Here is a 15386-nt window from a genome sequence, read left to right as displayed (position 1 = left end):
GTGCATCTGTATCAATTCTGTTATTATTTCCTCTGAATGATAGCCGCAAGGTGGTCGTTCCCTGCTTTTCCTCCCTGAGCAGGAGCCTTAGCGTCATGACAGCGATAGGGCTTTCTCACCCCGGCCTTGAGCCGGGGTTTTTTTTGCCTGTTCGATGGGCCGCCCGCTCGATCAAGCCCAGTTGATGCTGCCCCGCATAATGGCGCCATGCTCTGGATCAAAGCCTTTCATATCGTCTTCGTGGCCAGCTGGTTTGCCGGCTTGTTTTATCTGCCACGATTGTTCGTCAACCTGGCCATGGTGCCCACAGACAGCCACGCCGAGCGCGAACGCCTGCTGCTGATGGCGCACAAGCTCTATCGCTTTTGCACGCTGCTGATGTTGCCCGCCCTGGCCTTGGGCCTGCTGCTATGGCTTTACTACGGCATCGGCCGTGGCCCGGGCAATGGCTGGATGCATGCCAAGCTGGCGCTGGTGCTGGCGGTGGGCGGCTACCACCATGCTTGCGGTCGCATCTTGCGCAGCTTTGAGACGCTCAGCAATCGGCGCAGTCATCGCTGGTTCCGGGTCTTCAACGAAGTCACGGTGCTGCTATTCATCGCCATCGTGGTTTTGGTGGTGGTCAAGCCCTTCTGAGTGCCCACACCATGGTGCGCCGGCAAAGTTCCGCCACCTGGCTGCTGCTGGCCTATCTGGCCTTGGTGGTCTATGCCAGCCTTTACCCGTTCTGGCCCTGGACCTGGCCGCCGGGCATGGCGCTGCCCGATCTGATCGGTCTGCCTTGGCCGCGCTACTTCGGTACGTTTGATATGCAGGCCAATGCGCTGGGCTATCTGCCCCTGGGCTTGCTGTCTTTTGCCGCCGCGCTGCGCAGTGGTTGGGGTTTGCGCGGCAGTTTGGCCTTAGGTCTGCTGCTCGCGCCGGTCTTGTCTTTTGCGTTGGAGAGCTTGCAGTACTTCCTGCCCGGGCGGGTGCCTTCCTCACTGGACTGGCTGCTCAACGTCGGCGGGGCCTGGGCCGGTGTGGCTTTGGGCGCGCTGCTGCACGCTGTTGGCGGCCTGCGGCGCTGGCATGAGCTGAGCGAGTACTGGTTTCAGCCGCACAGCGCCGGCGCGCTGGCGCTGCTGGCCTTGTGGCCGGTGGGTTTGCTGTTCCCCACCGCCGTACCCCTGGGCTTGGGCCAATGGCTGCCGCGCCTGCAGAACTTGGCGGTGAGTTTGTTGGCCGACACGCCCTGGGCGGTGCAATGGGCCGACGACACCGATGTCGCCCTGGACATGGCCCGCGCCCTGCCGCCGGGCCTGGAAGCGCTGGTGATTGCGCTGGGCTTGCTGTCGCCAATCTTGCTGGCGCTGGCGGTGGCGCGGCCCGGATGGCGCCGCCTGGTGCTGGTGTTTGGCGCGCTGGCGCTGGGCATGTTTGCGACCGCGCTGTCCACCGCGATGAATTTTGGCCCGCAGCATATCTGGGCCTGGCTGACCCTGGCCACCTGGCCGGGCCTGGCTTTGGCCATGGTGCTGGCGCTGCTGGCCATGCTGCTGCCGCGGCGCTTGTGTGCGGCGCTTGGCCTGGTGGTGATGTGCGCCCTGATCGGGCTGATCAGCCAGGCGCCCACCAGCCCCTACCTGCACCTGAGCCAGCAAGCCTGGGAGCAGGGCCGCTTCATCAACCTCTACGGCCTGGCGCAGTGGATAGGCTGGGTCTGGCCTTTTGCGGCGATCGCCTGGCTGCTGACCTTGATTGGGCGACGTGTGGTCTGAAGGGCTGCGGCCGCGGGATGCGGCTGCCTACAATAGACCGCATGAGCTATTTTGAACGTCACATCTTCTTTTGCCTGAATCAGCGTGAGAACGGTGATAACAGCTGCGCCCAACATGGCGCGCAGCAGGGCTTTGACCATTGCAAGGCGCGGGTTCGCGATTTGGGCCTGGGCGGCCCCGGCGCAGTGCGGGTCAACAAGGCCGGCTGCCTGGATCGCTGCGCCGGTGGGCCGGTGGCCGTGGTCTACCCCGAAGCAGTTTGGTACAGCTTTGTGGACAACAGCGATATCGACGAGATCGTCGAGCAGCATCTGAAGAATGGCGTGGTGGTTGAGCGCCTGCGCCTGCCCGACAACATCGGCCGTTGATCTGTGAATCCGCGTACCCAGAAAATCGTGGTCGCCGGCCCCGCCGGAGCGATTGAATGCGCCCTCGACCGCCCGGTCGGTGAGCAAGAGCCCAAGGGGCTGGCGCTGATCTGCCACCCTAACCCGACCCAGGGCGGCACCATGGACAACAAGGTGGTGCAGACGCTGGCACGTGCGTTTGTTGAACTGGGCCTGCGCACCGTGCGCTTCAACTTCCGCGGCATCGGCAAGTCCGAAGGCGGCTGGGACGAAGGCCGCGGCGAGATCGACGATGCCCTGGCCGTGCTGCAGGCGCTGCGCGAGCCGGGCGAGCCTTTGGTGCTGGCCGGCTTTTCCTTCGGTGGCTATGTGGCCTCGCAGGCCGCGCTGCGCCTGCCTGAAGAGCAGCGCGCCCAGCGCCTGGTGCTGGTCGGCCCCGCCACCAGTCGGTTCGATACGGCCGCCGTGCCGGCAGACACCTTGGTGATCCACGGCGAACAAGATGATGTCGTGCCGCTCAGCTCTGTGCTGGACTGGGCGCGCCCGCAATCCCTGCCCATCACCGTGGTTCCCGGTGTGGGTCATTTTTTCCACGGGCAGCTGCCGCTGCTCAAGAGCATTGTGCTGCGCGCCTGGTCAGCCTAACTGAACATTCGAGCGGCATTCTTGCCTCACTGATTTCGAGACTCCTCCCCATGAAACAACTGATTGTTTTCAGCGTGGCCGCGGCCACCGCTTTCGCCAGCCATACCGTAGTGGCCCAAGCCCCGCAGTCGCCCGAGCTGGCCGCACGCAGCTATCTGCTGCTGGACATGACCGCCAACCGCGTGCTGACCGAGTACGACGCTGACAAGCCGAACGACCCAGCTTCGCTGACCAAGCTGATGACGGCCTACGTCGTCTTCGGCGCCTTGCGCGACAAGAAGCTGACGCTGGAGCAGACCCTGCCCGTCTCCAAGCGCGCCTGGGATGAGCGCAAGGGCGACCCTTCGCTGATGTTCATCGACACCTTGATGACGCCCAAGGTCGAAGAGCTGCTCAAGGGCATGATTGTGCAGTCCGGCAATGATGCCTCGGTGGCGTTGGCTGAGGGCGTGGCCGGTTCGACCGAGCAGTTTGTGGCGATGATGAATCGCCAGGTGCAGGCTTGGGGCTTGAAGAACACCGAGTTCAAGAACGTCACCGGCATGACCGAGCCCGGCCACAAGAGCAGCGCGCGCGATTTGTCGGTGATTGCCTCGCACCTGATTCGCGACTTCCCCGAGTACTACAGCTACTACTCGCAGAAGGACTTCACCTTCAACAAGATCCGCCAGGAAAACCGCAATCTGCTGCTGCGCCGCGACCCGACCGTGGACGGCATGAAGACCGGCTACACCGACGCCGCCGGTTACTGCCTGGTGACCAGCGCCCAGCGCGACTTCCCCAATGGCAAGCGCCGTCTGCTCAGCGTGGTGATGGGCACCGCTTCTAAGGAAGCCCGCGCCAATGAAAGCCAGAAGTTGCTGAACTGGGGCTACACCAGCTTCGACGCGGTGCGCCTGTTCGACAAGGATCAGGCCATTGCCACCGTGCCAGTCTGGAAGGGCGCTGCGCCCGAAGCCAAGCTGGGCGCGGCGGGCGCCGTGTTCGTGGCCGTGCCGCGTGGCGATGGTGCCAAGCTGCAAACCAAGATCGAGCGCACCGACCCGCTGGTGGCGCCGCTGACCAAGGGCCAGCGCGTCGGCACGGTCAAGGTCAGCACCGCCGCAGGCGTGGCCGTTTCCGAAGTGCCCCTGGTGGTGCTGGATGCCGTGCCGCAAGCCGGCCTCTTGGGTCGCGCTTGGGATTCTTTGCGGCTCTGGATCAAGTAATTTCGCTGCACTTGGGCGTAAGCTCGGTTCTTCGAGGTGTTCGTCAGCTTTGAGGGATCACGCATGAACCGACTGCCCGATGTGATGTGCTACTTGAACGGCGAGTTCGCGCCGCTGGCCGAAGCCAAGGTCTCGGTGATGGACCGGGGCTTCATCTTCGGCGACGGCGTGTACGAGTTGCTGCCGGTCTACGGCGGGCGTATTTTCCGCTTCGAAGCGCATATGGAGCGGCTGGAACGCAGCCTGGCCAAATTGCGCATGAGCAGCCCCATGCTGCGCGAGCAGCTGCTGGCCTTGGCGCGCAAGCTGATCTCCAAGGTGGAGGCGCCGGATCAGTGGGTCTATCTGCAAATCACCCGAGGTGTGGCGCCTCGCAACCATGTGATGCCGCAGGACTTGGCGCCGACCTTGTTCGCCTACAGCAGCCCGGCCAAGTGGCCGACGCCGGAAGAGCGTCATCACGGCGTGGCCTGCATCACCGCGCGCGACTTCCGCTGGGAGCGCGGCGACATCAAAAGCATCTCGCTGCTGGGCAATGTGCTGGCCAGGCAGATCTCCGCTGACGAGGGCGCCGCCGAGACGATTCTGTTCCGCGATGGCTTCCTGACCGAGGCCTCGGCCTCGAATGTCTGGATCGTCAAAGAAGGCGCTTTGCTGGGCCCGCCCAAAAGCGAGCATGTGCTCGAAGGCGTGCGCATGGAGTTGCTGCATGAGCTCTGCGCCGAGGCGGGCCTGGGCTTTAACCAGCGCCCCATCACCGAGGCCGAGGTCTTGGCGGCGGATGAAATCATTCTCAGCTCGGCCACCAAGGAAGTGCTGGCCGTCACGCGCCTGGATCATCAGCCGGTCGGCCACGGCGCCCTGCACGGCAAGCCCGGCCCGGTGTATGCCAAACTGTTCGAGGCCTATCAAGCGGCCAAACGCATTCAATCTATTTAGAAAAAGTCTCCGTCATGAAGCCCGTTCCTCCCGAGCAATCGCTGATCGAATACCCCTCGCGTTTCCCCATCAAGGTGATGGGCGCCCATGTGGAGGGCTTTGTCGAGGCGGTGGTGATGGTGGCGAAGAACTTCGACCCCGAGTTTGACGCCGCCACGGTGGAGACCCGGCCCAGCAAGGCCGGCAACTATCTGGGTGTCACCATCACCGTTTTGGCTACCAGCCGCGAGCAACTCGACGAGCTCTACCGCACCCTGACCACCCACCCCATGGTCAAAGTGGTGCTGTGAGTGCCTGCGCCTGCAGGCGCTGATCGATTTCCTTCACCTTGTAGGGTGCGGCCACGTCGCCGTTGTGGGCGGCGGCCTCGTACCAGTAGCGCGCCAAGCGCAGGTCTTGCGTCAGGCCCAGCCCGGCTTCGTACATCGAGGCCAGCAAATACTGCGCGCCCTCATCACCCTGATTGGCTGCAGCGCGGAACCACTGCGCCGCTTGGGCCGTGTCGGTGGCCACGCCGCGGCCCAGGTAGTAGGCCGTGCCCAGGGCGACTTGGGCATCGCTGCTGCCATGTTGCGCCGCCAGGCCGTACCAGTGATGGGCTTGCTGCAAATCGGGCCGGCCCGTCGTGGATTGCAGGCCTTGCTCGTAAAACGTGCCCAAAGCCAATTCGGCGCGCAGCAGACCGTTGGCCGCCGCGCGTTTCAACAGCCGCTGCGCCTGACTCAAATCATTGCGTGGCAGTTCACCACGGATGTGCAGCATGGCCAGGTTGTAGTCGGCCAGCGGCAGCTGCTTGCGGCTGGAGAGCGTTTTGAAACCACGGGCTGCCGCTTTCACGTCGCCGGCTTCATAGGCCGCCAGGGCTTGATCCAAGGCGCTGTTGGCGCCTTCGGCGGCCCAAGGGCGCAGCGGTACTGCGGCCAGCAGCAGGGCGGTGACGATGATGAGTGGTCTGCGCATAGGAGATCCTTTTCGGTTGCCAGGCTGCCAGGCTGCCAGGCTGCCAGGCTGACAAGCCTAGTTCAAGCTGAGTCGGCCCAGGGTTCTGGGGTCTTACAGGCTGGCGCTAACATTCCGCCATGATTCTTGTGAAAACACTGGGCCTGGTCGACTACGAGACCACCGTCGCCGCCATGCGCGACTTCACCGAGGCTCGCGGCCCCGACACGCCGGACGAGATCTGGCTGTGCGAGCACCCGCCCACCTACACCCAAGGCCTGGCCGGCAAGGCCGACCATGTGCTGGATGCTCAGGGCATCCCGGTGGTGCAAACCAATCGCGGCGGCCAGGTGACCTATCACGGCCCCGGCCAGGTGGTGGCCTACCCGCTGATCAATCTGCAGCGCGCCGGCTACTTTGTGCGCGAGTATGTGTTTCGCCTGGAAGCGGCGGTGATCCAGACGCTGAGCGGCTTTGGCGTTACCGGCCACCGGGTCAGTGGCGCGCCGGGCATTTATGTGCGCTTGGATGAGCCCGGCGCCCATACGGCGCTGAGCGGGCCGGTCGACCCCTTGCAGCCTTTTCAGGGCCTGGGCAAGGTGGCGGCTTTGGGCATCAAGGTCAGCCGCCATTGCACCTATCACGGGGTGGCGCTCAATGTGACCATGGACCTGAAGCCCTTCGCCGGCATCAACCCCTGCGGCTACGCAGGGCTGGCCACGGTGGACCTCGTTACACTTGGCGTCTTTGCGGACTGGCCCACGGTGGCCCAGCGCTTTGGCGAGCGCCTCAGCGCGCAGTTGCAAAACTGAATCAAGAATGGGGCTCCACAAGAGCTGACGAAAGAAGCAGTAATGGCTAGCGACAACACCACCCACGAACTCAAGACCGGCGAGGCCTATGACGCCAGCGCCAAGCAAAAGGCGCAAGCCAAGACCGCGCGCATCCCAATCAAGATCGTGCCGGTTGGCGAGATGCTGAAGAAGCCGGACTGGATTCGCGTCAAGGCCGGTTCGCCCTCGACCCGCTTCTACGAAATCAAGCAAATCCTGCGCGAGCACAAGCTGCACACGGTGTGCGAGGAAGCGTCCTGCCCGAATATCGGTGAATGCTTCGGCAAGGGAACGGCCACGTTCATGATCATGGGTGATAAGTGCACCCGCCGCTGCCCCTTCTGCGATGTGGGCCATGGCCGCCCCGATCCGCTGGATGTGGACGAGCCGCTGAATCTAGCCAAGACCATCGCAGCGCTCAAGCTCAAGTATGTGGTGATCACCAGCGTGGATCGCGACGATCTGCGCGACGGCGGCGCCGGCCATTTCGCCGAGTGCATTCAGAAGGTGCGCGAGCTCAGCCCCAGCACCCAGATTGAAATCCTAACGCCCGATTTCCGAGGCCGCGCCGATCGCGCCCTGGACATCTTGCGCGCCGCGCCGCCTGACGTGATGAATCACAACTTGGAAACCGCGCCGCGCCTGTACAAGGAAGCGCGCCCGGGCTCCGACTATCAGTTCAGCCTCGATCTGCTCAAGCGCTTCAAGGACGAAGTGCCGGGCGTGCCGACCAAGAGCGGCATCATGGTCGGCTTGGGCGAAACCGACGAAGAGATCCTGCAGGTCATGCGCGATATGCGCGCCCACAATGTGGATATGCTGACGCTGGGGCAATACCTGGCCCCCAGCGGCCACCATCTGCCGGTGCGCCGTTATGTGCATCCAGATACCTTCAAGATGTTCGAGGCCGAGGCCTACAAGATGGGCTTCAGCCATGCCGCCGTGGGCGCCATGGTGCGCTCCAGCTATCACGCCGATCATCAGGCGGAGCAGGCCACGCAGGCGATTGACGCCGCCGCAAGCAAGTAAGTAGGCAGCATGTGCCCGGCGCTTTTTTTGCGCCGCCAAGAAGCAAACAAGCCGCTGAAGTCGGGGACTTCAGCGGCTTGTCTTATTTCGGCGCCGCAAAGGCGCGGTTGCGTTCAGCTCTCGGCCAGCAGCTTTTCTACCAAGCCGTGCAGGGCTGCGAAATCCGGTTCGCCGACATAGCGTTTGACGATCTCGCCGCGCTTATTGATCAAGAAGGTGGTGGGCGTGAGCTGCACCTTGCCGAACTGCTTGGCGATCTCGCCGGTGTTGTCGATCGCCACGCTGAAGGGCAGGCGGCGGCTCTCGGCGAAGTTGGCCACAAAGTCCGGCGCGTCATAGCTCATTGCCACCGCCAGAGTGTCAAAGCCCTTGGCCTTGAACTTCTCATGCGTGGCGATGAGTTCGGGCATCTCTTTGACGCAGGTGGTGCAGCTGGTGGCCCAGAAGTTCACCAGCATGACCTTGCCGGCCCATTGGCTGGAATCGAACTTGGCGCCGTCCAGCAGCACATAGCTGACCGCCGGAGCTTTTTCATACTTGCTGCCCAGGGTGGCCCAAAGTCCTGCGGCGCCAATGGCGAGCAGGAGCAGGGCGGGGGCGATCCAACGAGAGGTCTTCATGCCCGCAGTTTAGCGGGCGCGGGGCTCAGAACTCTTTGGAGAGTTCGAACAGCAGCACGGAGGGCAGGGCATCGCTCAGGTGCTGGCGTGAGATGCGAGCCAGGCCGTCGCTGGTGGCGGTGGACAGCTGGGTCATGTGCGACTCGGCCATCACCTCGACAAAGCTGAACATCGGCACTTCGCGCATGATGTCTTCGAACAGCATGTCGAAGTCCGGCCCGCGCAGCGCGCTTTCGAACACGATGCCGTGCGGCAGGCCTTCGGCGCAGAACACCGAGGCTTCGTCCATGCTGCTGACCACATCCACGATCAAGCCCATGTGCTGAATTGCGGTCTGGATTTGCGTGCGCAGATCGCGGCTCTGGGCAATGATCAGCACATGGCTGCCCGCCAGGGGCTTGGAGTTGCTGGACGGTTGGTAGTCGCGCCGGCCCGCGGTGGTGGATGGTTTGGATTCCCAGATCGACTCGCGGCCCTCGGGGTCCACATCCGACATGCCGGGCTCTTCGCCCACCGTGTGGGGGAATTCCAGCGTCAGCACGGTGATGCCGGCTTCGTCCTCGCGCAGGGGCAGCACGCCCATGGTCAGGGCGGTTTGCTCCACCAGGCGCCAGCCCAGGGCGTTCAGGTTCGCCGGTGTTTCGAATTCTTGCTGCGCATCGAGCAGCTCCAGCGAGCGATGCGCAAAGCGGCACACCAAGCGAGCCTTGGCCGGCCAGGAGCTCAGGTCCAGGCGCAGGTCGATGGAGGAGTGGGTATTGGCCAGCGCCCAGTCCATCAAGGCATTCAGCAGCGAAAACAGCAGCGAGCCGTCGGCCATCACTTCGATGGGCTTGAGTGACTGGCGGATCTGGATGCCGCGTGCCTGGGTTTCACGGCTGCGCTGGGTCAGTACGCCGCGCAGGATCTGGGTCAGGTGCAGGCGTTCACGCGACAGGCGCAAGCGGCCCGAGGCCAGCCGAGCCAGTTGCTGCCCCACCATGCCGGCCTCACGCGCTTGCGAAACGCTGTCGCGCAGGGCGCGCAGGCTTTGGCGGTCGATCTGGCCGGTGCTGACCAGGCTGTGGATGCGCTCCAGCGCGGAACTCAGCGGGCCGGCGATTTCGGCGCCCAGTAATTGCACGATCTCACCCCATTGCGCATGGTCAGGCGCGCTGGCGACGTCGTTCGCCGCAGCGGTGCCGGCGTTCGCGGAGTGAGGGGAAGTGGAGTTGGTGACCATGGGTCGTGCAATCTGCGGGTAGACCTTTGTAGAGGTTTTGGGCTTTTCGTGGAGTGCCCACAGCGGCGCTGATGGTCGGGGCCAGGCTTGCTAGCGTCTATCCCCCGATCCGGGGGAATTCCTGATAATGCCTGCCGGTTAGCGGCAAAACGAGTAAGTTTTAACGAAAACCAGGGAAATTTGCCAATTCCCGCTGGCTCAGGCAACGACCTTGGTGGCCAGCAGTGCCTGGATCTGCGCCGCATCCAAGCCGGCCTCACGCAGCAACTCGTGGCTGTGCTGGCCGAGCAAGGGCGGCGCGTGGCGATAGCGCACCGGCGTGGCCGATAGCTTGATCGGGCTGGCCACCAGGCGCAGCTGCTCGCTCAAAGGGTGGGGCATGGCCACGGTCATCTCGCGTGCTTGCACATGCGGGTCGGCAAAGGCTTCGGCCAGATTGTTGATGGGGCCGCAAGGCACTTTGGCCGCTTCCATGGCCGACAACCAGTGTTGCCGGGGCTGGGTTTTGATGACGGCGGCGATCAACGGCACCAGGAGTTCGCGGTGGCGCACCCGTGCGGCATTGCTGGCGAAGCGAGGGTCTTGCGCCCATGCTGGCTGCTCCAGGATGCCGCAGAACTTGGCGAATTGATTGTCATTACCCACCGCGACGATGACATGCCCGTCTGCCGCTTCAAACACCTGGTAGGGCACGATGTTCTGGTGCGCATTGCCCATGCGGCCCGGCGCCTTGCCGGTGCACAGATAGTTGCTACCCAAATTGGCCAGCATGGCCAGCTGCGTGTCCAACAAGGCCATGTCGATGGTTTGGCCTTGGCCGGTCGCGTCGCGGTGGCGCAGCGCCGCGAGGATGGCCACGGTGGCGTACAGCCCGGTGAACAGGTCCGCCACGGCCACGCCCACCTTTTGCGGCCCGCCGCCGGGCAAGTCATCGCGCTCGCCGGTGACGCTCATCAGGCCGCCCATGCCTTGAATGGCGTAGTCGTAGCCGGCGCGGTCTTGGTAAGGCCCGCTCTGGCCAAAGCCGGTGATGGAGCAGACCACCAGGCCAGGGTTCTCGGCCTGTAGGCTTTGCGCGTCCAGGCCGTAACGCGCCAGATCGCCGACCTTGAAGTTCTCCACCAGCACGTCCACGCCAGCCGCCAGCTGTCGGATCAAGGCTTGGCCCTCGGGCGTGGCGATGTCGATGGCGATGGAGCGCTTGTTGCGGTTGGCGCCCAGATAGTAGGCGGCCTCGCTGGTGTCGGCGCCTTCGGCGTTCTTCAGATAGGGCGGGCCCCAGGCGCGGGTGTCGTCGCCGCTGCCGGGGCGCTCGACCTTGATCACGTCGGCCCCTAGGTCGGCCAAGGTTTGCGTGCACCAGGGGCCGGCCAACACACGGGAGAGGTCCAGCACCCGCACGCCGGCGAGTGACATGGCGGGCAATGCCGGGGCGGCGGAGGGGGAGCTTGACTTGTTGGGCATGGTTTGAATTGTGCGTCAGGGTTTGGCGGCCGCCGCTCCCATAATGCCCGCATGAAAAGCGCTCGCCCCTTTGTTGCCTTTGGCTTCGCCACTGTTGCCGCCACCCTGCTCGGCGCCTGCTCGCCCACCCTGGACTGGCGCGAAGTCAGGCCTGAAGGCTCGGATGCGCAAGCCTTGTTCCCTTGCAAGCCGGAGCTACTCAATCGGCCTGCTGGCGGCGCCCAAGGGCCCGGCCGCATGGGGCTGGCGCAGTGCAAGGCGGGCGAGGCCAGCTTCTCGCTGTCGTGGGCTGAGGTTGCTGATCCGACCCAGGTGACCCCGGCCTTGCGGCAGATGCGAGAAAGCCTGGCCACCAAGCTGGCCGCCAAGCCCGGCGAGTTGCTGCCGGTGCAGGTGGCGGGCATGACGCCCAACCCCGAGGCGCAGATGCAAACCCTGCTTGGCGCCAATCAATCCGCCCAGGTGGCGGTGTTCACACGCGGCCAGCGGGTCTATCAAGCCATGCTGCTGGCGCCCAAGCCGGATGCAGCGGCTTGGCAGACTTTCCTCGCAGCCCTCAAGTTGGGTGGGGTCCAATGAAGTCTGTCTGCGTTCCGCACTGATAATGAAGCCATGCCCGGACTTCTTGTGATTGCCCATGCGCCCTTGGCCTCCGCCCTCAAAGCGGTGGCCGAACATACCTTTCCGCAATGCGCGCCGCAGTTGGCGGTCTTGGATGTGACGCCGGATCAGTCGGTGGAAGCCATCGAAGCGCAGGCGCGCGCCTTGTTGTTGGCGGCGGGTCATGAGCAATGCCTGGTGCTGACGGACGTGTTTGGCGCCTCGCCGCACAATGCCGCTTTGCGCCTCGCGGGTGATTCGGTCCGGGTGGTTTGCGGCGTCAATGCGCCGATGTTGTGGCGCTCGCTGTGCTACGCCCGCGAACCCTTGGATGTGCTGGCCAAGCGTGCCGTTGATGGCGGCGTGGCGGGCATCATGCAATGCGGTCAAACTGTGTTGAGTTCTTCTTCCGAGCCCTGAATTTCAATAATGATCAAATCGACTTTGACCATCAGCAACAAGCTCGGGCTGCATGCCCGTGCCTCCGCCAAGCTGACCAAGCTGGCTGGTTCTTTTCAGTGCGAAGTCTTCATGAGCCGCAACAGCCGCCGCGTCAACGCCAAAAGCATCATGGGTGTGATGATGCTGGCCGCCGGCATCGGTTCACAGGTTGAGTTGGAAACCGAAGGGCCGGACGAGCAGGCTGCGCACGAGGCTTTGACCGCGCTAGTCAACGATAAGTTCGGCGAAGGCCAGTAAATTTGAGGCTTCGCTGCGGCGAAGCCCGGCTCCTTACTCGATGAAGTGGCGCCGGTAGCGCGCGGGCAGGTCCTGGATGCGCATCATCATCGGCAGGTCCGCGGTGTTGAAGTCTGGATCCCAGGCGGGCGCGCCGAGGATGCGCGCGCCGCAGCGCAGATAGCCCTTGATCAGCGGCGGTGCTTCCACCACGAGGTCTTGGCGCAGGTCGTCCACCGGCAGCGGCAAACGCGGCCTGACTTGCCATTCGATGCCGGCCAAATGGGTTTTTTCCAGCTGTTTCCACAAGCTGGCGGCGAAGTGGCCGCCGTCGCGCATGCTGACGCTGGCGCAGCCAATCATGGTGTCGAGTTCATTGCGCAGCATGAATTCCGCCAAGGCACCCCACAGCACCATGATGGCGCCGCCGGATCGGTGGTCGGGGTGGATGCAGGAGCGGCCCAGTTCCACCATGCGTTCACGCAGGCTGCGCAGGCGGGTCAGGTCGAACTCAGTCTCGCTGTACAGGCCACCGGCGCGCTTGGCCGCCGCCGGGGTCAGCACGCGGTAGGTGCCGATGACCTTGCCTTTGCGGCCGTCGCCCCGTACTTCGCGCACCAGCAGGTGTTCGCAAAAAGCGTCGAAGGTGTCGATGTCCAGCTTGGGCGGTGCGCCCTTGGGTACGCACAGGCGTGCGCCCATTTCTTCGGCAAAGACTTGGTAGCGCAGGGCCTGGGCTTCGCGGATTTCGTCCTCGCTGCGGGCCCAACTCACGTCCAGGCGGGCTGGCGCGGCGCGCTTACTGTCCAGCTCAATGGGCGCCAGCGGAGAGTGGGGCTGCTGCCGCGCATGTGCATGCTGCTCGGCCAACTTCTGCGGCTTGGGCCTCAGGTCGGAGAAGGGAAGAGTCGGCAGGGGAAGATCCCGCATGGGTAGCCTCATTCAAGTCGTTGCAAGCCCAGCCATGCTCGGCGTTACGGGTGACGCCGGCGTGACTCAGGAATGACGATTCAATGACGAGGTGAATTGGCGCTGCCGGCTGCTAAAGTCAAGCCATGAGCTTTCAGGTCTTTGGCATTCCGGTTTCGCGTGGTGTGGCCATTGGCCGCGCCGTTTTGGTCACGTCCAGCCGCATGGATGTCGCCCACTATTTCATTGCCGATGATCAGGTCGAGGCCGAGATCAAGCGCGCCATGCGGGGCCGCGACGAAGTGGCGCAGGAGTTGGAGGCGCTCAAGCAGGACCTGCCCGCCGACGCGCCTCATGAGCTGGCAGCGCTGCTCGATGTGCATCTGATGCTTTTGCACGACGAGGCCTTGGTGGGTGCAACCCGGCAATGGATCATCGAGCGGCACTACAACGCCGAATGGGCTTTGTCCGCGCAGTTGGAAGTCTTGGCGCGTCAGTTCGACGAGATGGAAGATGACTATCTGCGCGAACGAAAGGCCGACCTGGAGCAGGTGGTTGAACGCGTTTTGAGCGCTTTGGCGCGCGAGCAAGGTCAGGCGCCGACCGATGCGGCCAGCGTGGTGCAACGAGATTTCGCCGGCGAAGATCCTTTGCTGCTGGTGGCTGCTGATATCGCGCCGGCGGACATGATGCAGTTCAAGCGCAGTGTGTTCCATGGATTCATCACCGACATCGGTGGCCGCACCTCGCATACCGCCATCGTGGCGCGCAGCATGGACATTCCGGCCATCGTCGGTACCCGAGAAGCGTCGCGTCTGATTCGCCAGGACGATTGGGTCATCATTGACGGTGATGCTGGCGCCGTGATCGTCAATCCTTCTCCCATCATGCTGGAGGAGTACCGCTTCCGCCAACGCCAGAGCGAATTGGAGCGTGCGCGCTTGGCTCGCCTGCGCCATACCCCGGCGGTGACCCTAGATGGCGAGAAGGTGGAACTGCACGCGAATATTGAATTGCCCGCTGACGCCGTGGGGGCGGTTGAGGTGGGCGCCACGGGCGTGGGTCTGTTCCGCAGCGAGTTTCTGTTCATGAACCGCGGCGGCGAGTTGCCCAGCGAAGAAGAGCAATTCCTCGCCTACCGTGCCGCCGTGGAGGCCATGCGCGGCATGCCTGTCACCATCCGCACGGTCGATGTGGGGGCTGACAAACCTTTGGATCGCATGAGTGCCAGCGAGTTGCGCCATGAACATGTGCTGAACCCCGCCATGGGTTTGCGTGCGATTCGTTGGAGTTTGGCGGAGCCTAGTATGTTCCGCCAGCAATTGCGCGCCATTTACCGGGCCAGTGCATTCGGCAAGGTGCGCTTGTTGATCCCGATGGTGGCCCACCTGAGTGAAGTTCGGCAGATTCAGGAGGCCCTCAAGAAGGTTCAGCAGCAATTGACTGATGCTGGCCGCGCCTATACCAAGGTTGAGCTGGGCGTGATGATCGAGATTCCCGCCGCCGCCGTCATGTTGCCCCTGCTGTTGCCGCATGTCGACTTCGTGTCCATCGGCACCAATGATTTGATTCAGTACACCTTGGCGATTGATCGCGCCGACGAAGCGGTGGCGCATCTGTACGACCCGTGGCACCCGGCCGTGCTGCACTTGCTGGCGCATTCCATCAGCCAGGCCCGCGCGGCCGGGAAGTCGGTCAGCGTCTGCGGTGAAATGGCTGGCGACCCGCTGTTCACTGATCTGTTGCTGGCCATGGGTCTGCGCAGCTTCTCCATGCACCCCTCGCAGATTCCCTCGGTGAAGCAGCGCGTGTTACGAGCAGACGCCAGCCGTCTTGCGCGCGTTCTGCCTGATCTGCTGACCAGTGACGATCCTCAGCGTGATGCTGAGTTGGCGTTCAGCCTCCAAAAGCCTTCTTCTTTAAAGCACTGAGAGAGATGGGGCGGCCCCGCGCTAGCCTGCCCGAGATGTTCTCGAGGCGATGCGCGCGCATGGCATCGGACGTGGCCTGCCATTTCTTTGCCTTCATCTGCGGATTGTCTTGCGACGCTCAAAATTCCTGTGCTACAGTAGAGGGCTTCGCTACAGAGAAGCTTGTTTCGGCAACGAGACAGCATTGAATGAGAATTCGGTTTTGTAGCGTGAAGTGAGAGCGTTGAAAAACATATCGAAAGAAGTTTTTAAAACGCTTGAC

General features: G+C 63.5%; 18 protein-coding genes. 13 read left to right on the top strand and 5 right to left on the bottom strand.

Annotated elements, in window-relative coordinates:
• Positions 1-207: 207 nt before the first annotated feature.
• The 7 genes from AABB87_RS22565 (at position 208) to AABB87_RS22535 (ending at position 5189) form a co-directional block, all read left to right on the top strand.
• Positions 208-636, top strand: coding sequence for a CopD family protein (locus tag AABB87_RS22565; protein WP_058721943.1), 429 nt, complete (start codon positions 208-210; stop codon positions 634-636).
• 11 nt (positions 637-647) lie between these two features.
• Complete coding sequence (locus tag AABB87_RS22560) at positions 648-1760, top strand: VanZ family protein (protein ID WP_341973569.1); 1113 nt, start codon at positions 648-650, stop codon at positions 1758-1760.
• Positions 1761-1801: 41 nt separating this feature from the next.
• On the top strand, positions 1802-2128 hold the full coding sequence (locus AABB87_RS22555; protein WP_058721945.1) for a (2Fe-2S) ferredoxin domain-containing protein: 327 nt from the start codon (positions 1802-1804) through the stop codon (positions 2126-2128).
• Between the two features lie 3 nt (positions 2129-2131).
• Positions 2132-2752, top strand: a complete 621-nt coding sequence (locus AABB87_RS22550; RefSeq protein WP_341973568.1) for an alpha/beta hydrolase — start codon at positions 2132-2134, stop codon at positions 2750-2752.
• A 50-nt stretch (positions 2753-2802) separates the two neighbouring features.
• The gene (locus AABB87_RS22545) at positions 2803-3960 is read left to right on the top strand and encodes a D-alanyl-D-alanine carboxypeptidase family protein (RefSeq protein ID WP_341973567.1); all 1158 of its coding nucleotides are present in this window, start codon (positions 2803-2805) and stop codon (positions 3958-3960) included.
• Between the two features lie 63 nt (positions 3961-4023).
• Positions 4024-4899, top strand: a complete 876-nt coding sequence (locus AABB87_RS22540; protein ID WP_341973566.1) for a D-amino acid aminotransferase — start codon at positions 4024-4026, stop codon at positions 4897-4899.
• A 14-nt stretch (positions 4900-4913) separates the two neighbouring features.
• Positions 4914-5189: a DUF493 family protein gene (locus AABB87_RS22535; protein WP_058721949.1), complete on the top strand. Its 276-nt coding sequence runs from the start codon at positions 4914-4916 to the stop codon at positions 5187-5189.
• Here the strand turns inward: AABB87_RS22535 and AABB87_RS22530 are convergent.
• Positions 5173-5859 (bottom strand): tetratricopeptide repeat protein, encoded by a 687-nt coding sequence (locus AABB87_RS22530; RefSeq protein WP_341973565.1) that lies wholly within the window; start codon positions 5857-5859, stop codon positions 5173-5175. The two genes, AABB87_RS22535 and AABB87_RS22530, sit on opposite strands and share 17 nt — an antisense overlap.
• Positions 5860-5978: 119 nt before the next feature.
• Here AABB87_RS22530 and lipB point away from each other — a divergent pair, with 119 nt between their 5' ends.
• Both lipB and lipA read left to right on the top strand, forming a co-directional pair.
• Entirely contained in the window at positions 5979-6650 is a 672-nt protein-coding gene (lipB, locus tag AABB87_RS22525) for a lipoyl(octanoyl) transferase LipB (RefSeq protein WP_341973564.1), read from the top strand.
• A 42-nt stretch (positions 6651-6692) separates the two neighbouring features.
• Complete coding sequence (gene lipA, locus AABB87_RS22520; protein ID WP_058721952.1) at positions 6693-7700, top strand: lipoyl synthase; 1008 nt, start codon at positions 6693-6695, stop codon at positions 7698-7700.
• 113 nt (positions 7701-7813) lie between these two features.
• Here lipA and AABB87_RS22515 read toward each other — a convergent pair whose 3' ends face one another.
• The 3 genes from AABB87_RS22515 to AABB87_RS22505 form a co-directional block, all read right to left on the bottom strand.
• Positions 7814-8320 carry a TlpA disulfide reductase family protein gene (locus AABB87_RS22515; protein ID WP_341973563.1) on the bottom strand — a complete coding sequence of 169 codons (507 nt, stop codon included), beginning with the start codon at positions 8318-8320 and terminating at the stop codon, positions 7814-7816.
• A 25-nt stretch (positions 8321-8345) separates the two neighbouring features.
• Entirely contained in the window at positions 8346-9542 is a 1197-nt protein-coding gene (locus tag AABB87_RS22510) for a hypothetical protein (protein ID WP_058721954.1), read from the bottom strand.
• Positions 9543-9740: 198 nt separating this feature from the next.
• Positions 9741-11006: a CaiB/BaiF CoA transferase family protein gene (locus AABB87_RS22505; protein ID WP_341973562.1), complete on the bottom strand. Its 1266-nt coding sequence runs from the start codon at positions 11004-11006 to the stop codon at positions 9741-9743.
• Between the two features lie 51 nt (positions 11007-11057).
• Between AABB87_RS22505 and AABB87_RS22500 the strand changes: the two genes are divergently transcribed.
• The 3 genes from AABB87_RS22500 to AABB87_RS22490 are packed head-to-tail and all read left to right on the top strand — an operon-like array spanning position 11058 to position 12305.
• On the top strand, positions 11058-11585 hold the full coding sequence (locus tag AABB87_RS22500; RefSeq protein ID WP_341973561.1) for a hypothetical protein: 528 nt from the start codon (positions 11058-11060) through the stop codon (positions 11583-11585).
• Between the two features lie 33 nt (positions 11586-11618).
• Positions 11619-12026: a PTS sugar transporter subunit IIA gene (locus tag AABB87_RS22495; RefSeq protein ID WP_082680259.1), complete on the top strand. Its 408-nt coding sequence runs from the start codon at positions 11619-11621 to the stop codon at positions 12024-12026.
• Between the two features lie 9 nt (positions 12027-12035).
• Complete coding sequence (locus tag AABB87_RS22490; protein WP_341973559.1) at positions 12036-12305, top strand: HPr family phosphocarrier protein; 270 nt, start codon at positions 12036-12038, stop codon at positions 12303-12305.
• A 33-nt stretch (positions 12306-12338) separates the two neighbouring features.
• Here AABB87_RS22490 and AABB87_RS22485 read toward each other — a convergent pair whose 3' ends face one another.
• Positions 12339-13214 (bottom strand): GNAT family N-acetyltransferase, encoded by an 876-nt coding sequence (locus tag AABB87_RS22485; protein WP_341973558.1) that lies wholly within the window; start codon positions 13212-13214, stop codon positions 12339-12341.
• A gap of 125 nt (positions 13215-13339) precedes the next feature.
• On the opposite strand from AABB87_RS22485, the gene ptsP reads away from it, so the two are divergent.
• Positions 13340-15124, top strand: a complete 1785-nt coding sequence (ptsP, locus tag AABB87_RS22480) for a phosphoenolpyruvate--protein phosphotransferase (protein WP_341973557.1) — start codon at positions 13340-13342, stop codon at positions 15122-15124.
• Positions 15125-15386: the final 262 nt, after the last annotated feature.

Source organism: Roseateles sp. PN1, assembly GCF_038419725.1.
In the GTDB taxonomy this organism is placed as follows: Bacteria; Pseudomonadota; Gammaproteobacteria; order Burkholderiales; family Burkholderiaceae_C; genus Paucibacter_A.
Note: the sequence above shows the minus strand (reverse complement) of the source record. Positions and strands in the feature narration are given on the sequence as shown.